Here is a 26,563-nt window from a genome sequence, read left to right on the forward strand (position 1 = left end):
TATGTGCCGATACGTGTGTGTTGTTACACAAAGTGAGATTTGTCGCTTCCGTCCAGCCTGTGTATCTGAAATGGATCGGAAGTCCGGCGCGCTTTATACCACAAAACACGGCCAGAAACCAATAATTGTTGACGGTGTGTGCTGTTAATGATTCTCAATTTGGCAGTGGGTGCGCCAGACTGTTACCATTGACGACACTTGAACTAGTATTGTCGACAAAAACGACACCGATGGACAGATTACATGGCTATCTCTATTAAGACTCCTGAAGAAATTGAAAAGATGCGCGTCGCCGGTCGTCTGGCCGCGGAAGTGCTGGAAATGATCGAGCCGTTCGTGAAGCCGGGCGTCAGCACCGGCGAGCTGGATCGCATCTGTAATGACTACATCGTCAACGAGCAGCACGCGGTTTCCGCCTGCCTCGGCTACCACGGCTTTCCAAAGTCCGTGTGCATCTCTATAAATGAAGTGGTTTGTCACGGTATTCCGGACGACGCAAAACTGCTGAAAGATGGCGACATCGTTAACATCGACGTGACCGTCATTAAAGACGAGTACCACGGCGATACCTCTAAGATGTTCATCGTGGGCAAACCGACCATCCTCGGCGAGCGCCTGTGTAAAGTGACGCAAGAGAGCCTCTACCTGGCACTGAAGATGGTGAAACCAGGCATCCGTCTGCGCACTATCGGTGCGGCTATCCAGAAGTTCGTGGAAGCAGAAGGTTTCTCCGTGGTGCGCGAGTACTGCGGTCACGGCATTGGTCGCGTTTTCCATGAAGAACCGCAGGTCCTGCACTATGATGCAGATGACGGCGGCGTGGTGCTGCAGAAAGGCATGACCTTCACCATTGAGCCAATGGTGAACTCTGGCGATTACCGCATCCGCACCATGAAAGACGGCTGGACGGTGAAAACCAAAGACAGAAGCTTGTCTGCGCAGTACGAGCATACTATTGTGGTAACAGACAACGGCTGCGAAATTATGACGTTGCGCAAGGATGACACCATCCCGGCGATACTGACGAACATTGAGTGATAAAAGAGCCGGCGAATGCCGGCTTTTTTAATGGCGATAGCTTTTTCTTATGGGTGGCGCACGATGAGTAATCTTTTACCCGAACAGTATGCTAACACAGCTCTTCCCACCCTCCCCGACCAGCCCGACAACCCTGGCGTCTGGCCGCCGCACGAGCTGAAGTGTGCCGATATCAAAGCGCATATGGACGTCTTCCAGCGCTGGCTGGGAAGCGCGTTTGACGCGGGCATTTCGGCCGAGCAGCTCATCGAAGCGCGCACCGAGTTTATCGACCAGCTGCTGCAACGCCTGTGGATCGATTACGGCTTCGGGCAGATTAGCGACGTGGCGCTGGTTGCCGTTGGGGGCTATGGCCGCGGTGAGCTGCATCCGCTTTCCGATATCGACCTGCTAATCTTAAGCCGCAAAAAGCTGCCGGACGAACAGGCGCAAAAAATCGGCGAACTGCTGACCCTGCTCTGGGACGTGAAGCTGGAAGTGGGCCACAGCGTGCGCACCCTGGAAGAGTGTCTGCTGGAAGGGCTATCGGACCTGACCGTCGCCACCAACCTGATTGAAACCCGTCTGCTGATCGGCGACGTCGCGCTGTTCCTGGAGCTGCAAAAGCACATCTTCAGCGACGGCTTCTGGCCGTCGGAAAAGTTCTTCGCGGCGAAGGTCGAGGAGCAAAACCAGCGCCACCAGCGCTACCACGGCACCAGCTATAATCTTGAACCCGATATTAAAAGCAGCCCCGGCGGCCTGCGCGACATCCACACCCTGCAGTGGGTCGCCCGCCGCCATTTTGGTGCCACCTCGCTGGACGAGATGGTCGGCTTCGGCTTTTTAACCGAGGCAGAGCGTAACGAGCTGAACGAGTGCCTGCACCTGCTGTGGCGCATCCGGTTTGCCCTGCATCTGGAAGTCACCCGCTACGACAACCGCCTGCTGTTTGATCGCCAGCTCAGCGTGGCGCAGCGCCTGAATTACCAGGGAGAAGGTAACGAGCCGGTTGAGCACATGATGAAGGATTTCTTCCGCGTCACCCGCCGGGTGACCGAGCTGAACCAGATGCTGCTGCAGCTGTTCGACGAGGCCATTCTGGCCCTGACGGCGGACGAAAAACCGCGCCCGATTGATGACGAATTCCAGCTGCGCGGCACGCTTATCGATCTGCGCGACGAAACGCTGTTTATCCGCGAGCCGGAAGCGATTCTGCGGATGTTCTATACCATGGTTCGCAACAGCACCATCACCGGGATCTACTCCACCACCCTGCGCCATCTGCGCCATGCGCGCCGCCATTTGACGGAGCCTTTGTGCTATATCCCGGAAGCGCGCGCCCTGTTCCTGAGCATGCTGCGCCACCCGGGTGCCGTGAGCCGCGGTCTGCTGCCGATGCACCGCCACAGCGTGCTGTGGGCCTATATGCCCCAGTGGTCGCACATCGTGGGTCAGATGCAGTTCGATCTGTTCCACGCCTACACGGTGGATGAACACACGATCCGCGTGATGCTCAAGCTGGAAAGCTTTGCGAAAGAAGAGACGCGCTCCCGCCATCCGCTGTGCGTCGAGCTGTGGCCACGTCTTTCTCATCCCGAACTGATCCTGATCGCCGCCCTGTTCCACGATATCGCCAAAGGTCGCGGCGGCGACCACTCGGTGCTGGGGGCGCAGGACGTGCTGAAATTTGCCGAGCTACACGGCCTGAACTCACGCGAAACGCAGCTGGTGGCCTGGCTGGTCCGTCATCACCTGCTGATGTCGGTTACCGCGCAGCGTCGCGACATTCAGGATCCTGAAGTGATCAAGCAGTTCGCCGAAGAGGTGCAAACGGAAAACCGCCTGCGCTATCTGGTCTGCCTGACGGTGGCGGATATCTGCGCCACCAACGAAACCCTGTGGAACAGCTGGAAGCAGAGCCTGCTGCGCGAGCTGTACTTCGCTACCGAAAAACAGCTGCGTCGCGGGATGCAAAACACCCCGGACATGCGCGAGCGCGTGCGCCACCATCAGCTGCAGGCGCTGGCGCTGTTGCGGATGGATAATATTGATGAAGAGGCGCTGCATCAGATCTGGGCGCGTTGTCGCGCTAACTACTTTGTGCGCCACAGCCCAAACCAGCTTGCCTGGCACGCGCGGCATCTGCTGAAGCACGATTTGTCGAAGCCGATGATCCTGCTGAGCCCACAGGCCACGCGCGGGGGCACGGAGATCTTCATCTGGAGCCCGGACCGACCATACCTGTTTGCCGCCGTCTGCGCCGAACTCGACAGGCGTAACCTGAGCGTTCACGACGCGCAGATTTTCACTACCCGCGACGGCATGGCAATGGACACCTTTATTGTGCTGGAGCCGGACGGCAGCCCGCTGTCGTCGGACAGGCATGAAGGGATTCGTTTTGGTCTGGAGCAGGCCATTACCCAGCGCAGTTGGCAAGCGCCGCAGCCGCGTCGCCAGCCTGCAAAATTGCGTCATTTTACCGTCGATACCGAGGTCAATTTCCTGCCGACCCACACCGACCGCAAATCGTTCCTGGAGCTGATCGCGCTCGACCAGCCGGGGCTACTTGCCCGCGTCGGCCAGGTTTTTGCCGATCTGGGAATTTCGCTTCACGGCGCCCGAATTACAACCATTGGCGAGCGAGTAGAAGATTTATTTATAATCGCCACAGCGGACCGGCGTGCCCTTAATAATGACCTGCAGCTTGAAGTGCAACAACGGTTGACAGCAGCCCTCAATCCAAACGATAAAGGGTGACGTGTTTTTTAGTGAAATGGAAAGAGTAAACAATGCAGCAGTTACAGAACGTTATTGAGTCCGCTTTTGAGCGTCGCGCCGAGATCACTCCGGCAAATGTGGATACCGTGACCCGTGAAGCGGTAAACCAGGTTATTTCCCTGCTGGATTCCGGCGCATTACGCGTGGCAGAAAAAATCGACGGTCAGTGGGTCACTCATCAATGGCTGAAGAAAGCCGTGCTGCTCTCTTTCCGTATCAACGATAACCAGGTTATCGACGGAGCAGAAAGCCGCTACTTCGATAAAGTGCCAATGAAATTCGCTGACTACGACGAAGCGCGCTTCCAGAAAGAAGGCTTCCGCGTGGTACCACCTGCGGCAGTGCGTCAGGGTGCGTTCATCGCACGCAACACCGTGCTGATGCCATCCTACGTAAACATCGGCGCCTACGTTGACGAAGGCACCATGGTTGACACCTGGGCGACCGTCGGTTCCTGCGCGCAGATCGGCAAAAACGTTCACCTGTCCGGCGGCGTCGGCATCGGTGGCGTACTGGAGCCACTGCAGGCTAACCCAACCATCATCGAAGACAACTGCTTCATCGGCGCGCGTTCTGAAGTGGTTGAAGGCGTGATCGTTGAAGAAGGCTCCGTGATCTCCATGGGCGTTTACATCGGTCAGAGCACCCGTATTTACGATCGTGAAACCGGTGAAGTGCATTACGGTCGCGTTCCGGCGGGCTCCGTGGTGGTTTCAGGCAACCTGCCGTCTAAAGATGGCAAATACAGCCTGTACTGCGCGGTTATCGTGAAGAAAGTGGATGCGAAAACCCGCGGTAAAGTCGGCATCAATGAGTTGCTGCGCACCATCGATTAATCGGGTATAACAAAAAGCGGGGGCAACCCCGCTTTTTTTATATCTGAGGGTGGCGAAAGTAGATTTTTTCGTTAATTATTCAAAGGTTATGTTGAGATCAAGGGTACCGCTATGTACGATAATCTGAAAAGTCTGGGCATTACCAATCCTGATGAAATTGATCGTTACAGCCTCCGTCAGGAAGCCAATAACGATATTTTGAAAATCTATTTTCACAAGGATAAAGGCGAGTTTTTCGCCAAAAGCGTGAAGTTTAAATATCCGCGCCAGCGTAAGACCGTTGTGGCTGACGGCGTAGGGCAGGGTTACAAAGAAGTACAGGAAATCAGCCCTAACCTGCGCTATGTGATCGATGAACTCGATCAGATCTGCCAGCGCGACCGCACCGAAGTCGATCTCAAGCGTAAGATCCTTGACGATCTGCGTCACCTTGAAAGCGTTGTGACGAATAAGATCAGCGAGATTGAAGCGGATCTTGAGAAGTTAACTCGCAACAAATAAGTTGGGTGCGGCCTGATGCCCTCACCCCGGCCCTCTCCCACAGGGAGAGGGCGAAAACCATCATGTAGGCCGGGTAAGGCGAAGCCGCCACCCGGCAAAAGCATCATCTCTGTTCGTCCAGCTGCAGCGCCACATACAGCAGCAGCCTGTCGTCGAAATTCCCCAGATCCAGCCCCGTCAGCTCCGAAATCCGGTTTAACCGATACTCCAGGGTGTTGCGGTGAATAAACAGCGCCTTCGAGGTCGCCAGCGGCTGCACGTTGTGACGGAACCAGGCCTGCAATGTGCGGCGCAGCAGGCCGTTGTTATCCATGGCTTTCAGACGCACTAGTGGCCGCGCCAGCTCATTGGCCTGCCAGCCGCCGCGCAGGCTGTCGAGCAGCACAGGCAGCATCAAATCCTGATAGAAATAACTGCGGCTTTCCGGCATACGCTGTTTACCCACCATCATGGTGGTGCGTGCGGTACGCCAGGAGCGGGCGATGCTGCCCGGCCCGGTAAAGTAGTTGCCAAGCGCAACGCGAAAGCGCAGCTGGCCGTTCTCCTGCATGCGTGCAATCAGCTGATCCACACGGCGGCGATGGTCTTCTGCATCCCAGCGGCCAAACTGATTGAGCGCGGGTTTAAGCACCACCATTTCAGTCAGAGACACAATCGCCACCAGGTTATTGCGTTCCGGCGTCGCCAGCGCGTTTTGCAGCTGCTGCAGCTCTGCCATGGCGCTGTCCACGCCAAGCTGGCCGCTATCGACCTCAATCACCGCCACCACGCGCGGCTGGTTCAGATCGATTCCCAGCCGCTGCGCCCATTCGCTGAGTGCAGGCGTATGCTCATCCGCCTGTATAAGGTTCATGACCAGCTCTTCGCGCAGGCGGCTGTCCTGGGCAAGCAGGTGCATCAGGCGCGACTGCTCCAGCATCATCTCCGCCGTCATACAGACCAGCTCGCCGTATTTACGCAGCGACTCCGGCTCGCCGGTCAGACCTATAACGCCGACAATTTCCCCTTCAAGGCGCAGCGGTAAATTGATGCCCTGACGAACGCCGTGCAGATGTTTTGCTACCGCATCGTCGATATCGACCACGCGGCCCTGGGAGAGCACCAGCAATGCACCTTCGTGCAATTCCCCAATACGCTCGCGATCGCCGCTGCCGATAATGCGCCCGCGGGCATCCATTACGTTGATATTGGTATCAATGATGCGCATAGTGCGCGCCACGATATCCTGCGCCATTTTGGTATCAAGATGCCAGCCAGCCATGTAACCCTCCTGTGAGCAGAGCTCAAGCATAGGGAAGTTCAGCGACGGCTGCATTGTGCGAATGCACAAAGAGAGAGGGAGAAGTATGGAGTTGTGGCAAGAATCACAGAAACGAGAAAGCCCCTGCGAACAGGGGCTTAAGCGGATTACTGCATCAGCAGATAGAGAGAGGTATCACCACGCTGAATATTCAGCGCCAGCACGGAAGGCTTGCTGTCGAGAATTTTGCGCAGTTCAGCGATGTTTTTCACCGGCTGCTGGTTAGCGCCCATGATCACATCACCTTTCTTCAGGCCGATACGGGCTGCCGGTGAATTCGCTTTCACGTTGTTCACCACTACGCCTTTGTCTGCGCCTTTATTGCTCATCTCGGCACCTTCAATCCCGCTGAAGATTGTGCTGGAATCTACCTGATTCTGGCTGCTCTGCTGCAGCTCCAGGCTCACGTTAACCGGCTTACCGTCGCGCAGCAGGCCGAGGGTGACTTTGCTGCCAATCGGCATTGAGCCCACTTCGGCACGCAGGGCGGCAAAGCTGCTGATCGGCTTACCGTTCAGGGAGGTGATCACATCCCCCGCTTTAATGCCCGCTTTCGCCGCGGAGGAATTCGGCATCACCTGGCTGACGAATGCCCCGCGCTGGGCGTCAACCTTCATCGCTTTCGCCAGCTCAGAGTTCAGCTCGGTGCCGAGGATACCCAGCTCGCCGCGTTTCACCTGGCCATACTGGACCATCTGCGCGGTCAGGTTTTTCACCATGTTGCTCGGGATAGCAAAGCCGATACCGATGTTGCCGCCGTCCGGAGCCAGAATTGCGGTGTTGATACCGATCAGTTCACCGTTCAGATTCACCAGCGCACCGCCGGAGTTACCGCGGTTGATCGCCGCATCCGTCTGGATAAAGTTTTCGTAGTTTTCTGCGTTCAGGCCGCTACGACCTAGCGCAGAGACGATCCCCGAAGTCACGGTTTCGCCCAGACCGAACGGGTTACCGATTGCCACGGTATAGTCACCCACGCGCAGCGCGTCGGAATCGGCAAGCTTAATCGCCGTCAGGTTTTTCGGATCCTGAATCTGGATCAGCGCGATGTCGGAGCGCGGATCTTTACCCACGACTTTGGCATCGAACTTACGACCGTCGCTCAGCTGAACTTTGATGGTGCTGGCGTTATCCACAACGTGGTTGTTGGTTACCACGTAGCCTTTTGCGGCGTCAATGATGACACCCGAACCAAGCGCCATGAATTTCTGCTGCTGGCCGCCGCCCTGGCTGTCATCTCCTGCCCCACCGCCCTGACAGAACGGGGAACTCTGGAATGGCGAACCGTCCTGGCAGAACGGCGAGTTGTCGCCGAAGAACTGCTGGAAGTTACGCGGCATACGCGGCGTATTGACGGTCGTGCTGCCCTCAACGTTAATACTCACCACCGATGGCATCACTTTTTCGAGCATCGGTGCCAGGCTTGGCATCTGCTGCGCGGTTGCTGCCGACGACGCGGTCTCGGCTGCAGTAGCAGTCAGAGGAGACAGCGCTAAACCTAAACTCAGAGCCAGTGCACTCATTGCTAATGTGGTTTTTTTCATGTTTCTCAATCTCGATTTACCAGATAACGCAAAATTGCTGTGTAACTCAGATTCGTTTTATACCGCTTAGTTCCGGGATTAAGTTTATGGAAAAAGTAAAAATTTATTGGTCGTCTTTACAAAACTCCGCGCTTATTCCACGGCCATGAGCTTGCGGTATTCATCCCAGGCATACAAATCTGTCATGCCGCTGATATAGTCCTGGATAAGACGACAGCGATAATAATATTCCATTACCGGCCATTCAGGGGAGTGGCGCTCCAGCTTACCAATTGCTTCGACATACGCCAGACGATGACGGGTAGAAAGTTTCTGATAAAGCCGGGATTCGATAGGTATTCGCCGCACGCGCTCGTGTTCTACCAGCTCGCTGAATTCATCGACCGATAAGTGAAGCAACGGGGAATAAATTTCCAGTAACCCGCCGATCACCCGGTATCCCTGCAGCTCTAATTGCTCCACGTCCGGATGGCTGAACACATGGCGCATCGCCACATGTTTATAAAGCTCAAGGAGTTGACTGTAACTGCTGTCATCTTCCAGCAGCGCGTGATTAAATTCCCCGCTGAAAATCAGCGGCAAATTATCAATAAAGCGCGACGCCGCGTAAGGCACCAGCTTATTTAATGTATTGACCCGCAAATACATAAAGAACTGATCTTCGGTACTGCGGCTGAGGGAATTCGAGCGCGATTTTTCCCAGGCATTTTCGACGACCTGAGAAAACAGAGAGCCTTTTTCATGTTTACCCCAGGCATCATAAAGATGCTGATAAAGCTCCTCGACGCTGAATATTCTTTTCTCAACGGCGTCTTCCAGATCGGCCACGCAATAGGAAATGTCATCGGCGGCTTCCATAATCCACGTCAATGGAAAACGCCCCTTTGGCGTTAATGAAAGTTCTTTACGCAGCCGCTCAATATAGGCCTCTTCGGAAAGATAGTAGCCCGGCTTTTTCATCAGGTAGCTATGCGTGGCAGGGGTTTCTCCCATCCACCAGGCCGGACGCGTGTATTTGAGTATGCAGCCCACCTGCGCCCACGTCAGGTTCATGCGCATCAGGGAGTGCACCAGGCGGATCCCCTGCGCGTTACCTTCGAAATGGCAGAGATCCTGACGGACCTTGCGACGCAGATCGTTAAGGCCCTCTTCCCCCTCACGCAGGCGTAAATCCCTCACTACGCAGCGATCGTCGCTCAGCGGCTGGCTTTTCGCATCCAAAGGGAAAAGCCGCTGCTTAAACCAGTCGTTGATTGCCGCCTCGCCGAAATGCCCGAAGGGCGGGTTGCCGATGTCATGCATCAGGCAGGCCATCTCAACGATGCTTTCAAACGGCCCGGTCAGTTCATCCAGACCATAAGTTTCCAGCAGCCGCTGCTCTTTCAGGCGGCTCAAAATCTCTTTGGCAATGTAGCGCCCAACCTGCTGAACTTCCATGGAGTGGGTTAAGCGCGTGCGCACCGCGGCGTTACGCTCCAGCGGGAACACCTGGGTCTTTTGCTGCAAACGCCGGATAGCGGGCGAGTTAATGATCCTCCCGCGATCGCTCTCGAAGATTCGCAGGATCTCATGTTCGCTCTTTTCGCCCTGCGGCGAACGGAAACGTCGGTGCCAGTTAATTTTGGTGCGAAAATCGATTGGTGCCATGTGCTCCCCCGCGTGAGAATGCGTTTCCCCTTAACCGCATGATAGACTATGCATCTTAACAAGGCACATCGCGAGTAAATCTATGAAAATCGGCATTATTGGTGCAATGGAAGAAGAAGTTACGCTCCTGCGTGACAAAATTGAGAACCGTCAGACCCTCTCTCTGGGTGGTTGTGAGATCTACACCGGCCAGCTGAACGGTGTTGACGTGGCTCTGCTGAAATCAGGCATCGGTAAAGTGGCGGCTGCGCTGGGTGCGACCCTGCTGCTGGAACGCTGCAAGCCGGACGTGATCGTTAATACCGGCTCTGCGGGCGGTCTGGCACCGACGCTGAAGGTGGGTGATATCGTCGTTTCCGACGAAGCGCGCTACCACGATGCCGACGTGACCGCCTTCGGCTATGAATATGGTCAGCTTCCGGGCTGCCCGGCCGGGTTTAAAGCCGACGACAGCCTGATTGCCGCGGCAGAAAGCTGCATCGCAGAGCTGAACCTTAATGCGGTACGCGGCCTGATTGTCAGCGGCGATGCGTTCATTAATGGCTCCGTGGGCCTGGCGAAAATCCGTCATAACTTCCCGCAGGCGGTTGCCGTTGAGATGGAAGCAACCGCAATTGCGCACGTTTGCCATAACTTTAGCGTACCGTTCGTGGTCGTTCGCGCGATCTCTGACGTGGCGGACCAGCAGTCGCACATTAGCTTTGACGAGTTCCTTGTTGTCGCGGCAAAACAGTCCACCGTGATGGTGGAGCGTCTGGTGCAGAAACTGGCTCGTGGCTAAACATACCGTCAGGGCGCTGGCCGCCCTGCTTCTTCTCGCACCGGCATGGCTTTTCGCCATGCCGCGTGTGATTACCCTTTCCCCCGCGAATACCGAACTGGCCTTTGCTGCCGGGATCACCCCTGTGGGCGTGAGTAGCTTTTCAGATTATCCCCCCCAGGCCGCCAGCATAGAACAGGTCGCGACCTGGCAAGGAATGAATCTCGAGCGTATTGTGGCCCTTAAGCCTGACCTCGTGCTGGCCTGGCGTGGCGGCAATGCCGAGCGGCAGGTCAACCAACTCACCTCACTGGGTATTAAGGTCATGTGGGTGGACGCAGTCAGTATCGAGCAAATCGCCCAGACGCTTCGCGATCTTGCCCCTTTTAGCCCCACGCCCAAAAAAGCCGAGGACGCTGCGAAACAGATGCTCAGCGACTATGCTGCGCTGAAATCCCGATACGATACCTCTGTTAAAAAACGCATCTTCCTGCAGTTTGGTAGCCAGCCGTTGTTCACCACCGGGAAAGGTTCGATTCAGAATCAGGTGCTGGAAATCTGCGGCGGCGAAAATATCTTTGCAGCCAGCCGGGTACCGTGGCCTCAGGTCAGCCGTGAACAGGTGCTTGCGCGCCAGCCGCAGGCCATCGTCGTGGTCGGAAATGCGAGCGATATTCCTAAAGTTGAACAATTCTGGCAAAGCCAGCTTAAAATTCCGGTGATCCCGATCAACGGTGACTGGTTTGAACGCGCCAGCCCGCGTATTATCCTCGCCGCAAAACAACTCTGTGCCGCGCTGGCAGAGAGTCACTAACAGAGATAAATACTTTTCGAGGATTTAACGATGCTCGTGTATTGGCTGGATATTCTTGGCACAGCCGTTTTTGCTATCTCCGGCGTTTTACTCGCCGGAAAACTGCGCATGGACCCGTTTGGCGTGCTGGTGTTGGGCGTTGTGACCGCCGTGGGCGGCGGAACAATCCGCGATATGGCGCTGGCGAATGGCCCGGTATTTTGGGTAAAAGATCCTACCGATCTGGTGGTGGCGATGGTCACCTGCATGTTGACCATTGTACTGGTTCGTCAGCCACGAAGATTACCCAAATGGGTATTACCGGTGCTGGATGCCGTCGGCCTCGCCGTGTTTGTCGGCATTGGCGTCAATAAGGCGTTTAATGCGGGTACCGGTCCGATGGTGGCGATCTGCATGGGTGTATTAACCGGCGTGGGCGGCGGGATCATTCGCGACATTCTGGCGCGTGAAGTGCCCATGATCCTGCGTACTGAAATTTACGCGACGGCCTGTATTGTAGGGGGAATTGTTCACGCCACCGCGTATTACACCTTTGCGGTCCCGCTGGAAAATGCCGCGATGCTGGGGATGGTCGTGACGCTGGTGATACGCTTAGCGGCGATACGCTGGCACCTGAAGCTGCCGACGTTTGCGCTGGATGACAGGTAAACGCAAAACGGTAACCGCAAGGTTACCGTTTTTAGTCTTTTCTCCCTCTCCCGTGGGAGAGGGCGGGGGTGAGGGCATCAGCCCGCACCCTCTTAAATGCTGAACGAAGAACCACACCCACAGGTGCTTGTTGCGTTCGGGTTGGTCACCACAAAGCGCGAACCTTCCAGACCTTCGGTGTAATCAACCGAACCACCGACCAGGTATTGCAGGCTCATCGGGTCAACCACCAGCGCGACGCCCTGCTTCTCGATGGTCATATCGCCTTCGTTCACCTGGTCGTCAAAGGTAAAACCATACTGGAAGCCGCTGCAGCCACCGCCGGTAATATAAACACGGAGTTTCAGTTCCGGATTATCTTCATCGGCAATCAGGACTTTCACTTTTTTGGCTGCTGCTTCGGTAAATTCGAGCGGTACAGCTACTACGTCATCACTCATCTTATGCTCCCATGAATACTGCATACTGCTATTGGGTAAAAATCACCCAATTCTTTTTTTCATTATCTAATACCCTGGTAATTCATTCAAGTATTCTGCGCTGAGGCCCGTTCAGCCTCCTGTTTCGCCAGGGTCCGTGCAAGAATAGTGGAGTATAGCGGTTTTCCACCCAGGAATTGGGCTAATAGTGTCGCGCCGAGACAGGTAATGATCATTGGCAAAATGAGCTGATAATTGTCCGTCATCTCCAGCACCAGCACGATCCCGGTCAAGGGCGCGCGCAGGGACGCGGCGAGCAGCGCCCCCATTCCGGCGACGGCAAACGTCCCGGCTTCAAGATGATAGGCCGGGAAACCCACAGCCGCCGCCATGCCAAAAGCGGTTCCCAGCAGCGTGCCCAGCGCCAGCATCGGGGCAAAAATGCCGCCAGGCGCGCCGGAAGAGAAGCAGAGCACGGTAGTGATCACCCGCGAGATGAACATGAACAGCAAAAGACCAATGCTGAAATTTCCCGCCGCCGCGATGGGGATAAGCCCAAAACCGCCACCTGCCGCGTTGGGTTCGATAAAGCCCAGAACCCCACACATGCCGCCGAGCAGCCCCCCCACCAGCACCCATTTGGTCGTGTTACCACCGTGGATCCGCTGGAACATGTCCTGAGCACGTAAAATAAGGCTGTTAAACAGCGGGCCAACAATGCCAAAAATCATGCCGAGGATCAGATACAGCCACAACGTATTGACCGGCGCATTGGTCAGCTTCCCGACCTCGATGACCGCCCCTTCGCCATTGAAAAGGCGAAAGACGATGCTCGACATGATTACCCCGGTAAATACCGCTTTTATCGAGATCAGGTTATAGCGAAACTGAGCGCGCATCTCTTCGATAATAAACAGGATCCCCGCCAGCGGGGCATTAAACGCGGCGGAAAGCCCTGCGGCGGCACCGGTTGCCAGCAGCGTATGGCGGGCTTCAGCACTGCGCATCCTGAACAGATCGCTGACCATACGGCCAACATTACCGCCCAGTTGTACGGTCGGCCCTTCGCGCCCGAGCACCATTCCCGCACCCAGCGTGCCTAACCCACCGATAAACTTCACGGGAAGCACGCGCCACCAACGGACCGGACGCAGCTCTTCGAGTGCCCCTTCTATTTCCGGGATCCCTGAACCGCCCGCTTCCGGGGCAAATTTCCGCACCAGAAAATAGCCCACCATGGCGAGCAGTGCAGATAAACCAAACGCCAGGATCCAGACCAGCCATTCGCGATCGGCATAACCCGCAACGGTGCCAATACGCCAGTTAAGCACGCCATTGACGGCCTTTTCGAACGCGACGCCCACCAGCCCCGCCAGCGTTCCCACCACGGCAGCGCCCAGCAGAATCGCCAGCGGCGTCTTGTCGCGGTTGAGCAGTCGTCGGATGCTGATACGGTGTCGCGCGCGCGCAAACTGTTGTTCTTCAAATGAGGGTGAGTCTGATTTCATTGCCTGTTCTTTTCGTCATACAAATCGCCGTCAGGATTTTACCAGAGACCGCCCCACCGTCTCCTGAAAATTACTTAACAAATCTTAAAGCATTGCCAGGGTAAAAATTTCATAACCATCCCCGAATCACTTAGAATAGTGTGCTTAATCATTTTATACGAACCAGGAACGACGCCATGAGCAAGTCTGAAAACCTCTACAGTGCAGCCCGCGAGCTTATTCCGGGTGGCGTGAACTCACCCGTGCGCGCCTTTACCGGCGTGGGCGGTACGCCGCTGTTTATCGAACGTGCTGACGGCGCGTATCTGTATGATGTCGATGGCAAAGCCTATATCGATTATGTCGGCTCCTGGGGCCCGATGGTGCTGGGGCACAACCACCCGGCCATTCGTAACGCGGTGATTGAAGCGGCCCAGCGCGGCCTGAGCTTCGGTGCGCCAACCGAAATGGAAGTCAAAATGGCGGAGCTGGTCACCGAGCTGGTGCCGACCATGGATATGGTACGTATGGTGAACTCCGGCACCGAAGCCACCATGAGCGCCATTCGTCTGGCGCGTGGTTTTACCGGTCGCGATAAAATCATCAAGTTTGAAGGCTGCTACCACGGCCACGCCGACTGTCTGCTGGTGAAGGCGGGCTCTGGCGCGCTGACGCTCGGCCAGCCAAACTCGCCTGGCGTACCGGCAGATTTCGCGAAGCATACCCTGACCTGCACCTACAACGATCTGGACACCGTTCGCGCGGCGTTCGAACAGTATCCGCAGGAGATCGCCTGCATCATCGTTGAGCCGGTTGCGGGCAACATGAACTGCATCCCACCGCAGCCAGACTTCCTGCCGGGCCTGCGCGCCCTGTGCGACGAGTTCGGCGCGCTGCTGATCATCGATGAAGTGATGACCGGCTTCCGCGTGGCGCTGGCGGGTGCTCAGTCTTACTACGGCGTTGAGCCAGACCTGACCTGCCTCGGCAAAATCATCGGCGGCGGCATGCCGGTCGGGGCATTTGGTGGTCGTAAGGACGTGATGGAAGCGCTGGCACCAACCGGTCCGGTTTACCAGGCGGGAACGCTCTCGGGCAACCCCATCGCGATGGCAGCCGGTTTCGCCTGCCTGACCGAAGTGGCTCAGCCTGGCATTCACGAAACCCTGACCGACCTGACCACGCAGCTGGCAAGCGGTCTGCTGGAAGCGGCAGAAGAGGCCGGTATTCCTCTGGTGGTCAACCACGTGGGCGGCATGTTCGGGATCTTCTTCACCGAGGCGAAAACCGTGACCTGCTATCACGACGTGGTGAAGTGCGACGTTGAGCGCTTCAAGCGCTTCTTCCACCTGATGCTGGAAGAAGGTGTGTACCTGGCACCGTCAGCGTTCGAAGCGGGCTTTATGTCCGTGGCGCACAGCGAAGAAGATATCAATAACACCATCGACGCGGCGCGTAAGGTGTTTGCGAAGCTGTAAGGTCATTGCCGGGTGGCGCTAACGCTTACCCGGCCTACGATGTTCTCCCTCTCCCTGTGGGAGAGGGCTGGGGTGAGGGCATCAGGCCGCACCTGACTACCGGCTCTGCTTTCTCAACAGATAAATAAAGTACGGCGCACCGATAAAGGTCGACAGCAGACCCGCAGGGATCTGATACGGGAACAGCACCATTCTTCCGCACCAGTCCGCGAACACCAGCATTACCCCGCCCGTCAGGGCCGACATGACGATATGCGGCATCGTCCGGCGGAAGCCCATCATTCTGGCAATATGTGGCGCCATTAACCCCACAAAACTCAGCGGTCCAATCGTCATGGTTGCCGTCGCCGTCAGGCACGCAGCCAGCAGCAGCAGCGCCACGCGCGCTGGCGTCAGCGCCATCCCCACCGCGCGCGCGGTTTCACCGCCAAGCGGCAGGATTGTCATCCAGCGACGGCACAGCGGCACCACCGCCAGCAGCACGAGCATCACCATCCCGGACCAGACTACCTGGCTTCCGGTGGCGTTGTACGTTGAGCCAGAAATCCAGGTCAGGATCTTCGCCATGCGCGGATCGCCGCTGGCCTGCAGCATCATCAGCAGCATCGTGAAGGCGGTGCTGAGCGCCATCCCGGCCAGCAGCATGCGGTGAGGCGAAAACCCGCCGCGGCCGGCAGCAATCAGGATAATCATCAGCGTGACCGCCGCACCGATACTGCCGGCCGGCAGTAGCCAGCCAAACGCATTGCCCGGCACGAAGAACAGCATCAGGACCACGCCAAACGCCGCGCCAGAACTGATACCCAAGACTTCCGGGCTTGCCATCGGGTTGCCGGTGAGACGTTGGATAATGCACCCCGCAACCGCGAGCATCACGCCTGCGATCAGCGCAGCGAAGATACGCGGCCAGCGCCACTGCAGCAGTTCATTGAGTAAATCACCCGTTGCCCAGTGCCAGCCCGAGGCATCACGTCCGAAGGAGAGCGCCGCGAACGAGGCAACGATCAGCACCGCCAGTCCCGCCAGGCTAAACCACAGGACCGACTGCCGCTCAGCATGGACCTTATCACCCGCATCCATGGCGGGCGCGCTCATGCTGCGCAGGCGCGGCAGCAGCCACAGCAGCAGCGGCGCACCGACGAGTGCGGTCACCGACCCGGTAGAAACTTCCATCCAGACCCGCGCCAGCCAGAGAATGATTTGATCGGAAAGCCAGAGGATCAGCGCCCCAATCAGCGGCGCCAGCATCAGACGCATCAGCAAACGACGCGCCCCGAGCATTTTCGCCAGCAGCGGCGCAAACAGGCCGATAAACCCGATGATGCCGACCGCGTTTACCAGCAAAGCACTTAGCACAATCGCCAGCGTCAGCGCGCCCAGACGCGCCAGCGACAGGGCAAGACCCAGGTTGCGCGCCACGCCGTCGTCCAGCCCCATTAGGGTCAGCGGACGTAGCAGCAGCAGCGTCAGCACCACGCCGCCAATCAACTGTGGCCACAGGCGCTGCACGATGCTCCAGTCGGTCTGGGTGAGCGTCCCGGTACTCCACATGAACATGCTTTGCAGCTGGTCGTGATGGAACAGCACCAGCAGCTGGTTGATTGCCCCGCAGTAGAGGCTGACCACCAGACCCGCGAGGATCAGCGTGACCGGTGAAAGACGCTTACCCCACGCCACGCCAAAGACCAGCGCGCCCACCACGCATGCCCCCGCGAGGGCTGCAAACTGCGAGGTTAATGCTCCCGGTAACGCCCACAGCGTGGTAATGGTGATCCCAAGCTGTGCGCCGGTGGCAACCCCCAGCGTGGTCGGTTCTGCCAGCGGGTTACGTAAAACCTGCTGGAACAAGACCCCCACCAGACCCAATCCGGCCCCGACCAGCAGCGAAATCGCCAGACGCGGCAGCAGGCTGTAGTGGAACAGCATTTGCTGAATATTGTCGATATCCGGCGCGGCAAAGGCAGCGCCCCACTGTTCGCGCGGTAACGCGGTCGAGAGGTTGAACCAGGTCAACGCCATCGCGACGAGGAAAAGCAGCGCCATAAGAAGCGCCGGGAAACGGGCAATACGCGTACTCATGCATTGCCTCCCATCGCGTTGTCCAGCACGCGGGCAAAATGCATCGCCGACAGCGTCGCGCCGTAGAACCACACCGCTGGCGCGCGCAGGAAACGTTTCTCGCGTACGAACGGCATCGCCTGCCAGAGCGGGGTCGCCATCAGGGTTTGCATTTCGCGCTCGTTGCCGTGATCGAAGCACAGCACGTCAACATCGCGAAATGCCGCAAGGCGATCAATGCCGACGGCGGTGCTCCCCCAGAAGGTCATCTCCCCTTCCCAGGCGTTGCGAATACCGAAGCTGTCGAGCACTTCCTGGAACAGGCAGTTATTACCGAAGACCAGCATATGCCGGGCATCCAGCAGCGTCACCATCAGTAGAGGACGGTCGCCCCGGTGAGCAAAGCGCGGCTTCAGGGAGTCAATCAGGGCATCAAATTCGTCGAGGTGTTTTTTGGCCTCCGCCTCGCGATTGAGGAAATGCGCCATCTCGTTAATGGAATTTTTTGCCATAGCCAGCGGCTTTTTACCGTCGCTGAAAGAGAACCCGCGTCCTGGCGCAATGCGCGCCATGGTCTCTTCTGATGGACCGTAGCCCGCTGACCAGAACAGAAACGACGGTTTCATCTGGGTAAGCAGTTCGAGGTTTGGCTCCGTTCGCAGGCCGATGTCGATCACCGAGTCCGGCAGCTTCGGCTCGTTCACCCAGAGGTTATAGTTAGGAATGTCCGCCACACCATACGGCGTGACGCCGAGTGCCATCATCAGCTCGACCGGCAGCCATTCCAGCGCCACAATCCGATGTGGATCTATCGCGGCGGCACGGGCGGTATTCATTTTTAACAGCAGCGGTGACAGCGCCATCGCCATCAGCAGGCGACGACGGCTCATTGAGATTGAATCCAGCATCAGTAGACGAAGCTCACCGGTGCAGCCCCGGCTGGGTGAGGCAAAATCCCCATCGGAATACCGTAAATGGTTTCCAGCGTTTCGCTATGCATCAGTTCAGACGGCGTTCCCTGAGCGATCATCTCTCCGCCGCGTAAGGCCACAAGGTAATCGCAGTAGCGCGCTGCCATGTTGATATCATGCAGTACCGCAATCACCGTCAGCCCACGCTGCTGGCTTAAACGATGCACCAGCGCCAGAACGTCGACCTGGTGGGCAATATCCAGTGCAGAGGTCGGTTCGTCGAGCAGCAGGCAACGGCTGTCCTGCGCTACCAGCATCGCAATCCATGCGCGCTGACGCTCACCTCCGGACAGGCTATCCACCAGACGGTGCGCCAGCGGCTTTAATCCTACCAGCGCAATCGCCTCTTCCACTTTCTCTCTGTCGGCCACGCCGAAGCGACCAAGCGCCCCGTGCCACGGATAACGACCAATCGCCACCAGCTCACGCACCGTCATCCCTTCTGCCTGCGGTAACTGCTGCGGCAGATACGCCACCTTGCGGGCAAAGGCCTTGCTGTTCCAGCTCTCCAGCGGCTGACCGTCCAGCAGAATATCGCCTTCCGACGGCGGCTGATGGCGTCCAAGCATCTTAAGCAACGTGGACTTACCCGAGCCATTGTGACCAATCAGGCCAGTGACTTTACCAGCAGGAAAGGTCAGTGAGAGCGGATGCAGCAGGGTGCGCCCGGGTACGCGAAAGGAGAGATTGCTGAGCGAAAAGGTGGTGTCGGATTGCGTTTGATTATCCTGCATATCAGCCAACTTAAATAAAAAGGGCACGGCGAACCGTGCCCGAAGAGAGATTAGAAGCGGAAGGTCGCGGTGGCAACAACCTGGCGTTCAGCACCCCAGAAACAACCGTAGGTGTTAAAGCAGCTGGCAACGTATTCACGATCGAACAGGTTGTTCACGTGAAGCGCCACATTAGAACCCGCCATGCCCACACGCGCCAGATCGTATCTGACCAGCGCATCAACTACGGTGTAGCTGCCCACCGTGAAGGTGTTCGCCGGGTCGCCTTTGCTGGAGCCGGTGTAACGAACGCCGGTACCCAGCGTCAAGCCAGACAGTGCGCCATCATACAGAGTGTAATCGCCCCACAGGGATGCCATATGTTTAGGTACCTGCGCTGGCGTGTTGCCTTTGTAGTTGGTGTCGGTGGTGTATTCTGCATCGGTGTAGGTATAAGAACCGACAACGTTCACACTTGCAGACAGTGCCGCTTTTGCTTCCACTTCGACGCCACGGGCACGGATCTCGCCGCCTTCAACGGAGAAGAATGAACCCGCAGGATCGGCCATCAGATTGTTAGTTTTGGTCAGTTGATACACTGCACCGGTAACCACGATCGGACGGTCATTCGGAACGTATTTCACGCCCGCTTCGTACTGTTTGCCTTTAGACGGAGAGAACAGTTTACCCTGAGCATCTGTCTGTGAAGCAGGTTCGAAAGATTCACTGTAGCTAAAGTACGGGGTAACACCGTTATCAAACAGGTAGTTAACACCGCCACGCCATGTGAACTGTGTATCATTACGTGTAGAAGTGGTATTTGCCACGCGGTTGTAGGATTCCTGATCGGCCCAGTCATAACGGCCTCCCATGGTCACCAGCACCTTATCCCACTGCGCCTGATCCTGAACATACAGACCCGTTTGCTTCTGGCGGTTGAGGATCTGATAAGGGCCGGAGTTAGCCGGATTTTTTGAGCCAAAATCAAAATCGCTGTTCACCGGATTGTAGAGATCCAGCAACGGTACAGAGTCGTCATAGCCAAACCAGGAGTCGATGTCATTACGCATGCGCATAAAATCAACGCCGGTCAGCAGAACGTGGTCCACTTCACCGGTAGCGAATTTGCTCTGCAACTGGGTATCAACGGTGAAGTTCTGCAGCTTTTCATTATCGACAACGTATTTACGCGCCAGAAAATGCCCTTTGTCTGCAGGAGCTAAAGCTGCACACTGTTTGTTGCCACTGTTTGCCGGATCGGTACATACACCATAGCCGTAAACGCTGTTTTGCGAGGTTTTGTTCTCAGCAAAACGCAGGTTCTGACGCACGGTAAAGGTATCGTTGAACTCGTGGTCGAAGCTGTATCCCACCATTTTCTGGTTGCGGGAATAGGTGTTGTTCTTCGCGCCTTCGTTGAAGTTCGTCGGCAGACGATCGCCGTTTGGCAGGGGATCAACCGTTCCCTCTTTTGGTAACCAGCCGTAGTAGCCCGTTTCTGGCTCGTTCTGGAAGTAAGAGAGGAAAGTAAAGGTAGTCTTATCATCCGGACGCCATGAGAAAGATGGTGCGATGGCGTAACGTTGCTCTTCAGCACGCTCCTGCTGGGCATTGTTAGAACGCGCGACGCCCGTTAAACGGTAAGAGTAAACACCGTCGTCATCAATTGCATCACTAAAGTCAAAGCCGGTCTGGAACAGACTATCCGTGCCCACTTTGAACTGGATCTCTTTCAGCGGTTCGGTTGTTGGGCGCTTACTCACCATGTTCAGCAAACCACCAGGGCTGCTTTTTCCGTACAGAACGGAAACCGGTCCACGCATGATTTCAGCGCGCTCCAGCATATAAGGGTCAATTACCGCGTCGTTATAGAAGTTTCCCTGCATCTTCATACCGTCGAGGTAGTTATTCTGGCTCTGACCATCGGCCGCAAAACCACGAATGACCAGATAGTCATAGGTATTAGAAGCGCCACGGGTGCCTACCGCTACACCTGGTGTATAACTCAAGGCTTCTTTCACCGAGCGAGGCTGATGCAGAGCCATCTCTTCTGCCGTCACTACCGAAATGGACTGTGGCACCTTTTGAATCGGGGTGTCCGTTTTAGTCCCGGTCGCGGATTGCCTTGCAGCAATCGTCGCCGCAGGCCCCCAGGCACTTTCCTGTGCAGCAGGTGCGGAAGTGACAGTGATGGTTTCTTCTTTTTTCGGGGTTTCGGCCGCATGCGCGTAAGTAGACATGCCGGCAACCGCTGTGGCTACGACAACCGCGATTTTACGCAGCGACGTGTTAATTGGCTGAGCAGTATTGGAAAGCGCCATGTTTATCTCTGATGGAAAAGTGAATGATAACGTAAACGAGAATTATTATTATGACCGCAGAATAATATGCGAAACGCTGGCTGCATAGCAAGCAGTAAGCGCCCCTACAAGATTTAAGGGTTTAAGAATTAACCAGATGAAAAGCGAGGGTTAATGAAGTTAGCGAAATGATCGCGAATGCCCGCTAATGCGGGCTGGAAGAATTAGCGATAAAAGACCTCGAACGTGGCGACGGAATCGACTTTCCCGGCTTTAACCTCTCCCGTTTTGATGTAGCGTGCTTTGAGCGGGATCTCGACAGGGACCTTGTCCTGGGTGCTGGTTATTGCCGTGTAATTTTGGTCAAACTGCAGCACCGAATTATTCTTGTCGAGGATTTGAATGCCAACGCCCTCAGCGGCAGAATCTCCGGAAGCAATGCTTAAAATATTGCCGTTCGTCACCCCCGTCGATCCGGCGCTGCTAAACTGATAATCCACCTTCGTTCCTGCGGCACAGTCGGTTATTTCAATCTTGAAGCTGTCGTCGGTCAGAATGTCAGAGTACTGCCCGCTTAAATCCTGCGTGTTTACCGTTTTCAGCGGCACATAAATGTTACGGTCAACCAGGTTACAGGTGTTCGTCGTGATGCGCACGCTGGTGGGGGAAAACCGCATTTCACCGATCACCGCATTACCCAGGATATCCAGTGACGTTAACCGCGAGGTGTCCAGAACGCCTTCCCGGATATCGCCTGTGACAACCAATTGCGCGACTGCGCGAAACGTCGATTTACTCTGCGAATAACCATGTGTTGATCCTACATAGTGCATAGGACGTGTAAGATTCTCTTCTAAATAGTCAGGAAACTGCTCGCTTGAGGAAGCTGAACGGATGCCAATGCCCGGCACGTTAGTTTGATATACCCCAGGTAAAACATCTTCGCGCGCATCATCATCCGACAGCGCCAGATAGCCACGCCGAATTTGCGAATCTCCGCTGCAGTCAACTAACACCTCTTTACTCTCAGCGCTGGCATCGTAAATCACGGTGCCGACCGGCGTGTCGGGGGCAATAATAATCACCGGAGGGAGTTGGAACGTCGCCACGGCATCCACGTCAGAGATGCCGTTAAAGGTACAATCCGCGAGGGCTGAATGGAAAAACGTGCCTGCCAGCAACAAAAGCATGGGCGAAAGACACGTCTTAATGAAATAGCGTTGGCTCATGAAATACCTCTGTTAATGGCAATTGACCGTAGCTTTCACGATCCCGGCCTGGCTCTGTGCAGGTATATCCAGCGTTCCCTGACACTGCCGATCGCGGTCTTCCCCCCACTGCACGGTAATCGTCGTTTTGCCGTTCAATCCCGTCAGGTAGACCTCACCGTCGTCTCCGACGATAGCGGTCGTATTCTCCAGCGCCACCACCGCACCAAACGGAACGGGCTTGCCCGCATAGAGCAGCGTCACCAGGGCGCGACGCCCCACGCGCGCATCGAACGTAGCGGACACTGCCGCACCTTTGGTCGGCACGAGATCCAGCGTTGCCGCGTCGATATCGATATCTTCCCGATCCTGCGTATTAACGGTGATGACGTTGTGCCGATAGGCCGTCAGGGAGGGAACAATTGCATTGCCAAAAGCATCGGTATAAATGCCACGCCCGTTTTGCACCTTGACGTTTTCGCCCTCTTTAATGTGTACAATAGCGAAGGCATCGCGTACGGGTTGCCCCAGCGTCACGCCATGCTCGTGGGCAACGATTGAGCCCTGGGCGCTGTAGTTCACCTGTCGGTTATCCCCTCCATAGCTGTACCCCATCCCGGCTTCGCCGGCCGCCCCACGGTAACGCACGGAGAGGCTGCCGCCATAGCCGGTACCGTGACTGGCATAGGTCTGCTGCAGGTTATAGCTCAGATTGTTGTTCTCAAGCGCCGTACCGCCAAGCCCCACCTGGTGCGATACATCGCCACCGCTGGCAGTATTGACGCTGTAGGTTGCCCAGGAATCCGCTATCCAGTGAGAGAAAGGAATGTTGACCATCAACGCCATTTGCCTGTCGGTATCGGCATCCGGCGTGCGTGTCAGGCTGTAACTCAACGACCAGGTGATACCGCGCCAGCTGGAGCTGAACCCCGCGCTGACGCTTCGCTCCAGGCCTCCCATATTCCAGTAATCCTGCTGATAACCGTTGAGATAAGCCGAACCCCAGTCGGAAATGCGCTGAGAAAGATTGACCTGCATACGGCTTCGACGATTGTTGGTGCGCCGATAGGTATAAATACCGTCGTCGATCTCGTTGTCTCGCTGATCGATAGCTTCCTGGAAGGTATAAAACCCCGAGGTGGAATAGCGGTAGCTGGCAAGCGTGACGGTGGTGTCGGTATCCGGAATATCTTTTGAATACTGCGCTCGCCATGACAACCCGCCAGCGTCGTCGCGTCCGTCATCAAACGCGGTCCTGGCAGCGGTGACATCCATTGATGCCGAACCGAAGCGTCCAAGATCGGCCCCCAGCCCCGCCAGCAACGCGTGATACAGCGACGCCCCCAGCGCGCCGGTATACGCCGTCACACCATAAGGCAGGCCATAAATAGCCGTACCTTGCATAAAGGTTGGCTCTTCCTCACCGTCATTACCGCGATAGCGTCCTGCCGCCAGCGAATACTTAAACGCACCTTCTCGCTGCAGCACCGGCACCGATGCGCTGGCCTGGATGAAGCTGTGTTCGCTGCCGTCGGCCTCTTCCACCGTCACTTCCAGATCCGCACCGGAGGTCACCTGGCTTAAATCGCGGATCTCAAAAGGGCCGGGCGAGACGTTACTCTGGTAAATCGTATAACCGTTTTGCTTGACGGTGACCTTCGCATCGCTGTTCGCAATGCCGCGCACAACGGGAGCAAAGCCCTGCTGGCTGGTGGGTAACATGGAGATGTCCGTTTCCAGCTTTACGCCAGTCATCTGGACGCTGTCGAAAAGCTCGCCGCTGGTGTACGTCTGGCCAATTTCAAGCTGGCTTTGCAGCGTTTTAATGTCACGTTGCGCAGTGCTGGCGATGCTCTCCCAACCCGCGCTGTTACTCCAGGTACTGTTATTGCGAAACCGCCACGCGCCAAGGTTAATCCCCGAGTCCAGGCCAAGCCACGTAGAGGATGTTTTGCCAGCGCCGAAGCGCTGCTGAGAGCCGCTAAATTGATAGCTCGTCCAGGCTGCGGGGGCACCGTCATCCCAGAATTTTGGATTGATTGCACCAGCCACGGCCCGATCGCGGTAGATCTGGGGAATAACCAGCTTCAGGGTTTGATTATCCTGGTCGTAGTCGTATCGGGCGTCCGCGATAAAATGGGAGATGTCGTCGATTTTCGCCGCATCGTCCAGATCTCGCATATCCGGGATCGCGTCGACTTTCACGCCTAGCTCACGCAGATCGGCTTTGGTCAGCTCCGGTAACAGACGCTGTTTATCCTCCGAGAGCACCCAGCTTACCGTGCGCTTATCGATAACGTCGCGATCCCACATAATGGTCGTCAGGTATTGCCCTGGCAGTAACCCATTATCGTTAATGAAGGTTTTCAGCGTGGAGGTGTTTTCCAGCGGGGTGTCCATCTCGAGGATGCGCAGATTGAACTCGTCATCAGCACTTGCAGGCTGGATGAGGGTTAGCAACGCTAGCGCGATCCCATTCAGAACCTGTTTGTAGAGTGGAGATGACGACATAACGTACCCACATGATGTGTTTAAAGAGCCTGCTTGCGCTGAGATGTTTGTGCGCCAAAGTCACTGATTGCCGTCCAGGTCACCGGGCCATTGGCAGCATTAGGCAGCGTGAACGTCTGCTCGCCGAAAGGCGCAACCATCATTGAAATCGCGCCAGGCGTGGCTTTGGTCTCCATCACCGGAACGCTTTTCCCGCCAACGGCCAGCTCGCCAAATGAGACGTAAAACGGCGTTGGGTTTTTAGCAATGAGCCTGTCCCCCTGACGTCGGAACGTGATTTTTTCATAGGCCTGCAAAGCATCATTTTCTTTCAACTGTGCGGGACGCCAGAAAAGCTTCAGACGAGTTTTCATCGCAAACTGCAGCGTATTCTTGTCCTTCAGCTCGGGCGATAAGGCAGAAACCGATTTCACATTCGCCAGAAACAGGGACTCACGATCGGCGGGCAGGCTATTCTTATCGCCGGTAAAAATAATATGTAAAAGTGTCTGGCGATTTTCCTGTAATTTATAAACAGGCGGCGTAATGATGAAAGGCGCTTTGGCATCATTGGGATAACTCACCCAGCTCTGAACCAAATAGCGAGTATGAGGGTCTTTATTTTTAAGCGCTATTTGCACTTCGGATTTATTCGATGGATAAATAATTCTCGTCCCACCGAGCACCACACTTGCCCGTACTGAACAGCACGAAACGATTAAACATCCACATAACAATTTAAATAAAGCGTTCATACTACGTTCCAGAAGGCAGCCTTTCAGACTGCCCGTCATTGTTTAGCGATATACAACCTCGAATGTGGCCGATGAGGAATAGTGACCGGCTGTGGGTTTGGTATCCCCAACCTGAATAACCTTCGCGGTGTAGTTAAAGACAGATGCCGTTGCGCCCGTTGCATCGTTCGCGACGTCAGTACCCACGTCCGGTACTGAACCGTCAAAGACCACATCGCCTTTAGCGCCGTTGTCGTTGCTGACAGTGATCCCGACATTGGTGGCATTTCCCGCGCCAGAGAGATCGTTCTGCAGGCGCTTGGACGCTGCATCCGTCGTCGAGCCGCTGAACTTGAGGTTCAGTTTGGCGACAAGAGGGTCGCATTTTTTCACTTCAATCTTGAAAGCCTTAGACGTCCCTACCTGACCATCAGTGCCGAAATCTGAAGGATAGGTATCTGCGAAGGTGACGGTGGAGGTATTGGTCCCCGTACCGTCAACATCGATTTCGCAGGTATCCGCCACAATTTTCCCGGCGAAATTTAACGTGCCTGAATCACCTGCGGCAAAGACGGGAAGAGACAACGCCGCCATAATGCTTCCGGCCAGTAAAGAAGAAATAACAGACTTATTCATAACAATATCCTTATATTTGACCAGGTCGGCATCCATTCCTGGCAAAAATATTTCCCGCCAGAATGTTCAACAAAATGGGTTATCACTTACGCCAGGAACCTCTATTAATAAGAAAGTTCTGTAGGCACAGAGAAATTCACAAGACCAATTAAATCAGACTTTTCTTTATCAAGTCCAGAGTGCTCGGGAGTAAAAATACTCACATAAATCACAATTCACTG

The 26,563-nt window shown here is 55.9% G+C and carries 21 protein-coding genes; 8 read left to right on the plus strand and 13 right to left on the minus strand.

Annotated features, from left to right (window positions below):
• Positions 1 to 243 precede the first annotated feature (243 nt).
• From map to KK102_RS15850, 4 genes are all read left to right on the plus strand, one after another.
• Positions 244 to 1,038, plus strand: coding sequence for a type I methionyl aminopeptidase (gene map, locus KK102_RS15835; protein WP_010426734.1), 795 nt, complete (start codon positions 244 to 246; stop codon positions 1,036 to 1,038).
• Positions 1,039 to 1,101: 63 nt separating this feature from the next.
• Complete coding sequence (gene glnD, locus KK102_RS15840) at positions 1,102 to 3,777, plus strand: bifunctional uridylyltransferase/uridylyl-removing protein GlnD (protein ID WP_126545055.1); 2,676 nt, start codon at positions 1,102 to 1,104, stop codon at positions 3,775 to 3,777.
• Positions 3,778 to 3,809: 32 nt separating this feature from the next.
• Positions 3,810 to 4,634: a 2,3,4,5-tetrahydropyridine-2,6-dicarboxylate N-succinyltransferase gene (dapD, locus tag KK102_RS15845; protein WP_008501915.1), complete on the plus strand. Its 825-nt coding sequence runs from the start codon at positions 3,810 to 3,812 to the stop codon at positions 4,632 to 4,634.
• Positions 4,635 to 4,745: 111 nt separating this feature from the next.
• Positions 4,746 to 5,135, plus strand: a complete 390-nt coding sequence (locus KK102_RS15850) for a DUF3461 family protein (protein WP_008501916.1) — start codon at positions 4,746 to 4,748, stop codon at positions 5,133 to 5,135.
• Positions 5,136 to 5,238: 103 nt separating this feature from the next.
• Here KK102_RS15850 and KK102_RS15855 read toward each other — a convergent pair whose 3' ends face one another.
• From KK102_RS15855 to dgt, 3 genes are all read right to left on the minus strand, one after another.
• Entirely contained in the window at positions 5,239 to 6,396 is a 1,158-nt protein-coding gene (locus KK102_RS15855) for a CdaR family transcriptional regulator (protein WP_010426741.1), read from the minus strand.
• Positions 6,397 to 6,542: 146 nt separating this feature from the next.
• Entirely contained in the window at positions 6,543 to 7,979 is a 1,437-nt protein-coding gene (gene degP / locus KK102_RS15860; RefSeq protein WP_010426743.1) for a serine endoprotease DegP, read from the minus strand.
• A 132-nt stretch (positions 7,980 to 8,111) separates the two neighbouring features.
• Positions 8,112 to 9,626, minus strand: a complete 1,515-nt coding sequence (dgt, locus tag KK102_RS15865; protein ID WP_126545057.1) for a dGTPase — start codon at positions 9,624 to 9,626, stop codon at positions 8,112 to 8,114.
• Positions 9,627 to 9,708: 82 nt separating this feature from the next.
• Here dgt and mtnN point away from each other — a divergent pair, with 82 nt between their 5' ends.
• From mtnN to KK102_RS15880, 3 genes are read left to right on the plus strand one after another with little or no spacing between them, the layout of a single operon-like run.
• Positions 9,709 to 10,407 (plus strand): 5'-methylthioadenosine/S-adenosylhomocysteine nucleosidase, encoded by a 699-nt coding sequence (mtnN, locus tag KK102_RS15870; protein ID WP_126545058.1) that lies wholly within the window; start codon positions 9,709 to 9,711, stop codon positions 10,405 to 10,407.
• Entirely contained in the window at positions 10,400 to 11,200 is an 801-nt protein-coding gene (btuF, locus tag KK102_RS15875; protein ID WP_126545059.1) for a vitamin B12 ABC transporter substrate-binding protein BtuF, read from the plus strand. The genes mtnN and btuF overlap by 8 nt, the downstream gene beginning before the upstream one ends.
• A 30-nt stretch (positions 11,201 to 11,230) precedes the next feature.
• A complete protein-coding gene (locus KK102_RS15880) occupies positions 11,231 to 11,848 on the plus strand; it encodes a TRIC cation channel family protein (RefSeq protein WP_126545060.1) in 618 nt (205 codons plus the stop codon).
• Positions 11,849 to 11,940: 92 nt separating this feature from the next.
• On the opposite strand, the gene erpA is transcribed toward KK102_RS15880, so the two are convergent.
• Both erpA and clcA read right to left on the minus strand, forming a co-directional pair.
• The gene (erpA, locus tag KK102_RS15885; protein ID WP_010426752.1) at positions 11,941 to 12,288 is read right to left on the minus strand and encodes an iron-sulfur cluster insertion protein ErpA; all 348 of its coding nucleotides are present in this window, start codon (positions 12,286 to 12,288) and stop codon (positions 11,941 to 11,943) included.
• Positions 12,289 to 12,374: 86 nt separating this feature from the next.
• A complete protein-coding gene (gene clcA / locus KK102_RS15890) occupies positions 12,375 to 13,775 on the minus strand; it encodes a H(+)/Cl(-) exchange transporter ClcA (protein ID WP_216357985.1) in 1,401 nt (466 codons plus the stop codon).
• A 176-nt stretch (positions 13,776 to 13,951) separates the two neighbouring features.
• Between clcA and hemL the strand changes: the two genes are divergently transcribed.
• Positions 13,952 to 15,232, plus strand: a complete 1,281-nt coding sequence (gene hemL / locus KK102_RS15895; protein ID WP_216357986.1) for a glutamate-1-semialdehyde 2,1-aminomutase — start codon at positions 13,952 to 13,954, stop codon at positions 15,230 to 15,232.
• Between the two features lie 96 nt (positions 15,233 to 15,328).
• On the opposite strand, the gene fhuB is transcribed toward hemL, so the two are convergent.
• From fhuB to KK102_RS15935, 8 genes are all read right to left on the minus strand, one after another.
• Positions 15,329 to 17,311 (minus strand): Fe(3+)-hydroxamate ABC transporter permease FhuB, encoded by a 1,983-nt coding sequence (gene fhuB / locus KK102_RS15900; RefSeq protein WP_216357987.1) that lies wholly within the window; start codon positions 17,309 to 17,311, stop codon positions 15,329 to 15,331.
• A complete protein-coding gene (fhuD, locus tag KK102_RS15905; RefSeq protein WP_216357988.1) occupies positions 17,308 to 18,198 on the minus strand; it encodes a Fe(3+)-hydroxamate ABC transporter substrate-binding protein FhuD in 891 nt (296 codons plus the stop codon). Before fhuD ends, fhuB begins: the two co-directional genes overlap by 4 nt.
• Positions 18,198 to 18,995 (minus strand): Fe3+-hydroxamate ABC transporter ATP-binding protein FhuC, encoded by a 798-nt coding sequence (gene fhuC, locus KK102_RS15910; protein ID WP_126545064.1) that lies wholly within the window; start codon positions 18,993 to 18,995, stop codon positions 18,198 to 18,200. Before fhuC ends, fhuD begins: the two co-directional genes overlap by 1 nt.
• A 50-nt stretch (positions 18,996 to 19,045) precedes the next feature.
• Positions 19,046 to 21,295, minus strand: a complete 2,250-nt coding sequence (gene fhuA / locus KK102_RS15915; RefSeq protein ID WP_216357989.1) for a ferrichrome porin FhuA — start codon at positions 21,293 to 21,295, stop codon at positions 19,046 to 19,048.
• Positions 21,296 to 21,498: 203 nt separating this feature from the next.
• Positions 21,499 to 22,503: a fimbrial protein gene (locus KK102_RS15920; protein ID WP_235843713.1), complete on the minus strand. Its 1,005-nt coding sequence runs from the start codon at positions 22,501 to 22,503 to the stop codon at positions 21,499 to 21,501.
• A gap of 12 nt (positions 22,504 to 22,515) precedes the next feature.
• Positions 22,516 to 24,993: a fimbria/pilus outer membrane usher protein gene (locus KK102_RS15925; RefSeq protein WP_216357990.1), complete on the minus strand. Its 2,478-nt coding sequence runs from the start codon at positions 24,991 to 24,993 to the stop codon at positions 22,516 to 22,518.
• A 20-nt stretch (positions 24,994 to 25,013) separates the two neighbouring features.
• Positions 25,014 to 25,727 (minus strand): fimbrial biogenesis chaperone, encoded by a 714-nt coding sequence (locus tag KK102_RS15930; RefSeq protein WP_216357991.1) that lies wholly within the window; start codon positions 25,725 to 25,727, stop codon positions 25,014 to 25,016.
• A 42-nt stretch (positions 25,728 to 25,769) separates the two neighbouring features.
• Positions 25,770 to 26,342, minus strand: coding sequence for a fimbrial protein (locus KK102_RS15935; protein WP_420841347.1), 573 nt, complete (start codon positions 26,340 to 26,342; stop codon positions 25,770 to 25,772).
• Positions 26,343 to 26,563: the final 221 nt, after the last annotated feature.

Origin of the sequence: Enterobacter quasimori (assembly GCF_018597345.1) — a bacterium.
Classification (GTDB): Bacteria; Pseudomonadota; Gammaproteobacteria; order Enterobacterales; family Enterobacteriaceae; genus Enterobacter; species Enterobacter mori.